Source organism: Pseudomonas sp. 05T35, from assembly GCF_056396605.1.
On the sequence record NZ_JBFTLU010000202.1, the window covers coordinates 1 to 7,739 of the forward strand.

The 7,739-nt window shown below is 60.0% G+C and carries 7 protein-coding genes; 3 read left to right on the top strand and 4 right to left on the bottom strand.

Annotated elements, in window-relative coordinates:
* The coding region (locus AC1DH9_RS16500) for a phospholipase D family protein (RefSeq protein WP_477808438.1) at positions 1-1,464 on the top strand (1,464 nt) is incomplete at its 5' end.
* A gap of 167 nt (positions 1,465-1,631) precedes the next feature.
* Here AC1DH9_RS16500 and AC1DH9_RS16505 read toward each other — a convergent pair.
* Positions 1,632-2,774, bottom strand: a complete 1,143-nt coding sequence (locus tag AC1DH9_RS16505) for an MFS transporter (protein ID WP_427538936.1) — start codon at positions 2,772-2,774, stop codon at positions 1,632-1,634.
* 185 nt (positions 2,775-2,959) lie between these two features.
* The gene (locus AC1DH9_RS16510) at positions 2,960-4,453 is read right to left on the bottom strand and encodes an aldehyde dehydrogenase (RefSeq protein ID WP_477808439.1); all 1,494 of its coding nucleotides are present in this window, start codon (positions 4,451-4,453) and stop codon (positions 2,960-2,962) included.
* Between the two features lie 224 nt (positions 4,454-4,677).
* Between AC1DH9_RS16510 and AC1DH9_RS16515 the strand changes: the two genes are divergently transcribed.
* Positions 4,678-5,040 carry a cupin domain-containing protein gene (locus tag AC1DH9_RS16515; protein ID WP_216744358.1) on the top strand — a complete coding sequence of 121 codons (363 nt, stop codon included), beginning with the start codon at positions 4,678-4,680 and terminating at the stop codon, positions 5,038-5,040.
* Between the two features lie 71 nt (positions 5,041-5,111).
* Here the strand turns inward: AC1DH9_RS16515 and rpmG are convergent, their stop codons facing one another.
* Positions 5,112-5,267, bottom strand: a complete 156-nt coding sequence (gene rpmG / locus AC1DH9_RS16520; RefSeq protein ID WP_007894709.1) for a 50S ribosomal protein L33 — start codon at positions 5,265-5,267, stop codon at positions 5,112-5,114.
* Positions 5,268-5,278: 11 nt separating this feature from the next.
* Positions 5,279-5,512, bottom strand: coding sequence for a 50S ribosomal protein L28 (rpmB, locus tag AC1DH9_RS16525; protein ID WP_034147715.1), 234 nt, complete (start codon positions 5,510-5,512; stop codon positions 5,279-5,281).
* Between the two features lie 489 nt (positions 5,513-6,001).
* Here rpmB and AC1DH9_RS16530 point away from each other — a divergent pair, with 489 nt between their 5' ends.
* Positions 6,002-7,588, top strand: a complete 1,587-nt coding sequence (locus tag AC1DH9_RS16530) for an ABC transporter substrate-binding protein (protein ID WP_477808440.1) — start codon at positions 6,002-6,004, stop codon at positions 7,586-7,588.
* Positions 7,589-7,739 lie beyond the last annotated feature (151 nt).

Sequence of the window (7,739 nt, forward strand, 5' to 3'; positions counted from 1 at the left end):
GTGGACTCCTCCTTCGGGCGTTCGATCCAGGCACAGGCTGCGGCGTATCAGGGCCGTTCCGGTTTCCGCCTTCTGTCCAACAGCAGTGAGGCCTTCATGGCGCGTGCCGAGCTGATTCGCAATGCACAAAGCAGCCTCGACYTGCAGTACTACATCGTCCACGACGGTGTCAGCACACGATTGCTGGCGGCAGAGCTGCTCAAGGCTGCCGACCGCGGCGTGCGCATACGCATTCTGCTCGATGACACCACCAGCGATGGCCTGGACCAGATCATCGCCACCCTTGCTGCGCATCCGCAGATTCATATTCGCCTGTTCAACCCGCTGCACCTGGGCCGCAGCACCGGGCTGACCCGCACCATGGGGCGGCTGTTCAACCTGTCACTTCAGCATCGGCGCATGCACAACAAGCTGTGGCTGGCGGACAACAGCGCAGCCATTGTCGGTGGCCGTAATCTGGGCGACGAGTACTTCGATGCCGAACCCGACCTGAATTTCACCGACATCGACATGCTCGGCATCGGTCCGGTGGCCGAGCAGCTCGGGCACAGTTTTGACCAGTACTGGAACAGCGCCCTGAGCAAACCGATCGATGAGTTTATCTCGAGCAAACCCACGGCAAAGGATCTGGCCAACACCCGATTGCGGCTGAAAGAGTCGCTGGAAGGCACCCGACAACAGAACCATGCGCTGTACCAGCAACTGAAGATTTACCAGACCCATCCACACTTGGATATCTGGCGGCGCGAATTGATCTGGGCCTGGAACCAGGCATTGTGGGACGCACCCAGCAAGGTGCTGGCCAAGGACGAGCCGGATCCGCAACTGCTGCTGACCACCCAACTGGCACCCGAACTACAAGGCGTCAGTAACKAGCTGATCATGATCTCGGCCTATTTCGTCCCAGGCCAGACGGGGCTGATCTACCTGACGGGACGCGCGGATGCCGGGGTTTCCGTCAGCTTGCTGACCAACTCCCTGGACGCCACCGACGTGCCGGCTGTACACGGTGGCTACGCGCCTTACCGCAAGGCGTTGCTGGAACATGGCGTGAAGCTGTTCGAGCTGCGCCGTCAACCCGGCGAGCATGGAGGCAGTGGTCCGAACCTGTTCCACAGCGCCGCCTCCCGTAGCTCTGATTCCAGCCTGCACAGCAAGGCGATGATCTTTGACCGGCAAAAGGCGTTCATCGGCTCGTTCAATTTCGATCCGCGCTCGGTGCTCTGGAACACCGAAGTCGGGGTGTTGGTGGACAGCCCGGAACTCGCCGAACAGGTTCGCGAACTGGCCCTGCGAGGTATGTCACCGGCCCTGAGTTACGAGGCCCGGCTAGAGAACGGCCGGATGGTGTGGGTCACTGAAGACAACAGCCAGCCACACACCTTGACCCGAGAGCCGGGGAGCTGGTGGCGACATTTCAACGCCTGGCTCAGCAAATCGGTGGGACTGGAGCGGATGCTCTAAGCACTACATCCCCTCCGCGCCATCACACGATCCGTAGCAGCTGGCGCAGCCGGCGTTCGGCTGCGCAGCAGTCGTAAATGCGGATATCGCGGTCTTGCAGTTTAACCGTGACTACAGGGTTTGCGTCTGCTGCGCAGCCGAACGCAGCCTTCGGCAGCTGCTACACATTACGCTGGTTGCGCAGTGCCAAACGCCCCTTGGCGCAGCAACAGGATCACCAGCCCGAGCGCCCCCGCCGCCATCAGCAACGGCAAGGCGTGCCCACTGATCCATTGACTGCCGGCACCGGCCGCCAATGGGCCGATCAGACAACCGATACCCCACAATTGCGCAATGTGAGCGTTGGCTCGCACCAGCGCATCGTCACGGTAGCGTTCGCCGATCAGAATCAGCGACAAGGTAAACAAGCCGCCGGCACTGGCACCGAACAGCACCCACAACGGCCAGATCAGCAAAGTCTCGAGCAACAGTGGAATCGCCAGGCTCGAGAGCATCAGGATGACTGCGCAACCGGCAAACAACGTACGCCGCGACAATCGATCCGCCAGCGCACCAATCGGCAGTTGCAACAAGGCATCGCCGACCACCACGGTGCTGACCATCGCCAGGGCGATTTCAGCGCTGAAGCCCTGGCGCAGGCAATACACCGGCAGCAAGGTCAGGATCATCGCCTCGAACGCAGCAAACAGCGACACCGCCCAGGCAATCGCCGGCAGGCCCCGACAAAAGCTCAGCAAGTCACTGAACGTCACGCTGCAGGCTTCGCTGCTCGGCGCGCCACTGCGTCCCAACAGCAACAGCGGCGACGTCACCAGCAAGCCGACACCGACCCAGAATCCGAAATCGTTGTCGGTGCCCAACGCGCCCAGCAGCAACGGTCCCGACAGTTGGCTCAGGGCATAACTGCTGCCATACAGTGCCACCAGTCGCCCGCGCCATTGCTCGACCACCAACTGGTTGATCCAGCTCTCGCCGAGGATGAACACGAGGGTCAGGATCACCCCGATCGTCAAACGCAGCACCAGCCAGACCGGATAACTGGGCAACAGCGCCAGCAAACCGATTGAAAACGCCCCGGCCCACAGGCACAGGCGCATCAGGTTGGCCGTGCCGAAACGTGCCGCCAGATGGCTGGAGACCTTGGCCCCCAGCAGTACGCCAATCGCCGGCATCGCCGCCATGACACCGATTGCAAACGAGCCGTAACCCCAGCTTTCCAGACGCAACGACACCAACGGCATGCTGACGCCCAGGGCCAGGCCGACACTCAGGACAGAGGCCAACACGGCGAAATAAGTCGCCCAACGCATGCTCCACGCTCCTGTGGATATTTTTATGTACAGCGCAAAGCACTGTGGGAGCGAGCCTGCTCGCGATGACGGCGCAACATTCAACATTGACGTCGACTGTCATACCGCTATCGCGAGCAGGCTCGCTCCCACAGGGGATCTGCATCGTTCAGGGAGCCTGATTCAGAACAGGCTCCCTGAATGGTTTACAGCTTGATCCAGGTCGCCTTCAGCTCGGTGTATTTGTCGAACGCGTGCAGCGACTTGTCACGGSCGTTGCCCGACTGTTTGAAACCACCGAACGGTGCGGTCATGTCGCCGCCATCGTACTGGTTGACCCACACGCTACCGGCACGCAGGGCCTTGGCGGTCAGGTGGCCCTTGGAGATATCCGAGGTCCAGACAGCCGCGGCCAGGCCATACGGCGTGTCGTTGGCGATCCGGATCGCTTCATCGACGCTGTCGAAGGTGATGACCGACAGCACCGGGCCAAAGATCTCTTCCTGGGCGATCTTCATGGCGTTGCTCACGCCATCGAAAATCGTCGGTTCAACGTAGGTGCCACCGGTTTCCTGAAGAATCCGCTTGCCGCCCGCCACCAGTTTGGCGCCGTCGGAGTGCCCGGATTCGATGTAGGACAGCACGGTGTTCATCTGCTGCGTGTCGACCAGCGCGCCAACGTTGGTGGCCGGATCCAGCGGGTTGCCCGGCTTCCAGGTTTTCAGGGCCTCGATCACCAGCGGCAGAAATTTATCCTTGATCGAACGCTCGACCAGCAGACGCGAACCGGCGGTGCAGACTTCGCCCTGGTTGAACGCGATGGCACTGGCAGCGGACTCAGCCGCCGCTTGCAGGTCCGGCGCATCGGCAAACACGATGTTCGGGCTCTTGCCGCCCGCTTCCAGCCAGACGCGCTTCATGTTCGATTCGCCGGAATAAATCATCAGTTGCTTGGCGATCTTGGTCGAACCGGTGAACACCAGCGTGTCGACGTCCATGTGCAAGGCCAGCGCCTTGCCAACGGTGTGACCGTAGCCTGGCAGCACGTTCAGCACGCCTTTCGGGATACCGGCTTCAACAGCCAGCGCCGCGAGGCGGATGGCGGTCAGCGGGGATTTTTCGGATGGCTTGAGGATCACCGAGTTACCGGTGGACAGCGCCGGGCCGAGTTTCCAGCAGGCCATCATCAGCGGGAAGTTCCACGGCACGATGGCGCCCACTACACCCACCGGCTCACGGGTCACCAGACCCAGTTGGTCATGCGGGGTGGCGGCTACTTCGTCGTAGATCTTGTCGATGGCTTCACCGCTCCAGCTCAGCGCTTGCGCCGCGCCTGGAACGTCGATGTACAGGGAATCGCTGATCGGCTTGCCCATGTCCAGGGTTTCAAGCAGCGCCAGCTCTTCGGCGTGCTGCTTGAGCAGGCCGGCGAAACGAATCATGGTGGCCTTGCGCTTGGCCGGTGCCAGGCGCGACCAGACACCCGAGTTGAACGTGCTGCGGGCGTTTTCTACGGCGCGCTGGGCGTCGGCGGCATCACAGCTGGAGATCTTGCCCAGCAGACGGCCATCGACAGGGCTGATGCAGTCGAACGTCTCGCCGGAGACCGCTGCGGTGTATTCGCCATTGATGTAGGCACGGCCTTCGATCTTCAGGTCGCGGGCGCGTTGTTCCCAGTCGGCACGAGTCAGGGTAGTCATACGAGAGTCCTCCTCTTATTGAATACGAGCGCCGCGCGATCTACGCAGGCACCTACAGGAATTCTGCCCGGCCAGTTTTCAATTCGGCCCAAGGCAACTGCCACCCTAAACTAGCGCCCCCTCATGTTTCAATATATTTGACATAAGGCTGGCAAACGGCCTTGCGATGTTCATTTTAATAAACATAGACTTTGATTTTCAGACAATCACGGGGGATTACAAGAATGAGCATCCAGGACATTGTCGACTTCAGCCAGGCCACCACACCCGCCGAGCGCTACCGCCCGGACGCCACAAAAGTGCTCAAGGGCGACCCCGAGCAAGCCGTCTACAACCACTACAGCAGCCCGTGCGGTCAGTTGAACGCGGGCGTCTGGGAAGGAGAAGTCGGGCAATGGACGGTGAACTTCACCGAACACGAATACTGCGAAATCGTGCAGGGGGTTTCGGTGCTGCGTGACCACGACGGCAATGCCAAGACCCTGCGGGCGGGCGATCGTTTTGTCATTCCGGCCGGCTTCCGCGGCACCTGGGAAGTGCTGGAGCCGTGCCGCAAGATCTATGTGGCGTTTGAACAGAAGGCCTGAGGCTTTTCTGACCCCAACAAAAAAGGCCCGTATCTTGCGATACGGGCCTTTTTCTTAAGAGGAAAAATCAATTACTTGATTTTGCCTTCTTTGTAGATCACGTGCTTGCGAACAACCGGATCAAATTTCTTGATCTCGATTTTGTCCGGAGTAGTGCGCTTGTTCTTGTCGGTAGTGTAGAAGTGACCAGTACCAGCGCTCGAAATCAAACGAATCAATTCACGCATGATTAGCTCCCTTAGATCTTGCCAGCTTTGCGGATTTCGGCCAGCACGGCAGTAATGCCACGCTTGTCGATGATACGCATGCCTTTGGCAGATACGCGCAGACGCACGAAACGTTTCTCTTCTTCAACCCAGAAGCGGTGATGCTGCAGGTTCGGCAGGAAACGACGACGGGTTTTGTTGTTTGCGTGGGAAATGTTATTCCCAGTCACCGGACCCTTACCGGTAACTTGACAGACTCTCGACATGCCTCAGCCCTCTAAAACCACATGCCCAACCCGGCATGGGTTGGCCGCTTAATCTCTCAGTCATTTGGCGCCAGGCGCCGCGTTTCTTTAAGGGTCTTACCGGCTACACCTACAGTGAAGGAACCGGGCCCCTAGAAAAGAGCGCTGCTTTATACCAGAAAGACCCAGTAGCAACAACTATCGGTGTGAACAGACTTTTTAAAAAACCCGGTTTTACGGCGCCAGACGCCTTGAACAAAGGCTGCCGATGGCCGCGACCGCTCGTCGCAGAGTACCGACATCCACGTCTGCGCAGACGGTTTTCCCGTGCCAATCTACTCTGATTGGCTGTGCACTGGGGGTCATGCAGTGCAAATTTTGCCGAAAAAAAGAGCCGGACGCATGCCACAAAGTGAAAAAGGGGATAGTCATTTGTAAAAGAGCCCACTAGGGTAGCCCTTTTCCAGACTGCACTCGCAGATGGCCTTCGATCTGCACAGGAATTCACACATGCGCCTCGCTGCCCTACCGTTGTTGCTCGCCCCACTCTTGCTGAGCCCATTGGCCCAGGCTGCCGCTTTAAGCGTCTGCACCGAGGCCAGCCCGGAAGGGTTCGATGTCGTTCAATACAACTCGCTGACCACCACCAACGCTTCGGCCGACGTGCTGATGAACCGCCTGGTCGATTTCGATGCCGCCAGCGGCAAAGTCGTCCCCAGCCTGGCCGACAGCTGGGAAGTGTCGACCGACGGCTTGACCTATATCTTCAAGCTGCACCCGCAGGTGAAATTCCACCATACCGAGTACTTCAGCCCCACCCGCGACCTGAGCGCCGAAGACGTGAAGTTCAGCTTCGAGCGCATGCTCGACCCGGCCCACCCGTGGCACAAAGTCGCCCAAAGTGGCTTCCCTCATGCTCAATCGATGCAGTTGCCCGCGCTGATCAAGAAAATCGATGCGCTGGACCCGCTGACCGTGCGCTTTACCCTGGACCACCCMGACTCGACATTCCTTGCCACCCTGAGCATGGGTTTTGCCTCGATCTACTCGACCGAGTATGCCGACCAGTTGCTCAAGGCCGGCACGCCCGAGAAACTCAACAGTCAGCCAATCGGCAGCGGCCCGTTCATCTTCGGGCGCTTCCAGAAAGATGCGTCGATTCGCTACAAGGCCAACCGCGACTACTTTGCCGGCAAACCGGCAGTAGACAGCCTGGTGTTCGCCATCACCCCGGACGCCAACGTTCGTTTGCAGAAACTGCGGCGCAACGAGTGCCAGATCGCCCTGTCGCCCAAACCGCTGGACGTGCAGGCCGCCGCTCAGGACCCGACCCTGAAGATCGAGAGCACGCCGGCGTTCATGACCGCGTTCGTGGCCATCAACAGTCAGCACCCGCCGCTGGATAAGCCCGAAGTCCGCCAGGCGATCAACCTCGCCTTCGACAAGGCCAGCTACCTCAAGGCCGTTTTCGAAGACACCGYGCACGCTGCCAACGGTCCGTACCCGCCCAACACCTGGAGCTACGCCAAGGACCTTCCGGGCTATCCAAAGGACATCGCCAAGGCGCGTGCATTGCTGGCCAAGGTCGGGCTCAAGGAGGGTTTTAAAACCACGATCTGGACCCGCCCTTCCGGCAGCCTGCTCAACCCGAACCCAAGCCTTGGTGCCCAGCTGTTGCAGTCGGACCTGGCTGAAGTCGGGATTCAGGCGGAAATCCGGGTGATTGAATGGGGCGAACTGATCCGCCGCGCCAAGGCCGGCGAACACGACCTGCTGTTCATGGGCTGGTCCGGCGACAACGGTGACCCGGATAACTTCCTCACGCCACAGTTCTCCTGCGCGGCGGTCCAGTCCGGGACCAACTTCGCCCGCTACTGCGACCCGGGCCTGGACAAGGTCATCAGCGCCGGCAAGACCACCACCGAGCAAGGCGTGCGCAGCAAGCTTTACGAACAGGCCCAGGCGCAGATCCAGCAACAGGCGCTGTGGCTGCCACTGGCGCACCCGACCGCCTACGCATTGACGCGCAAGGACGTTCAGGGCTACCAGGTCAGCCCGTTCGGCCGTCAGGATTACTCCAAAGTCAGCCTCAAGTAAAAGCGTCACCGCAAAACCTGTGGGAGCGAGCCTGCTCGCGAAAGCGTCACTTCGATCACTGAATAGGTCGACTGACACGACAYCTTCGCGAGCAGGCTCRCTCCCACATGGATTTACCTGGCTGCGCTACCCCGCTCACATCCACCCGTAC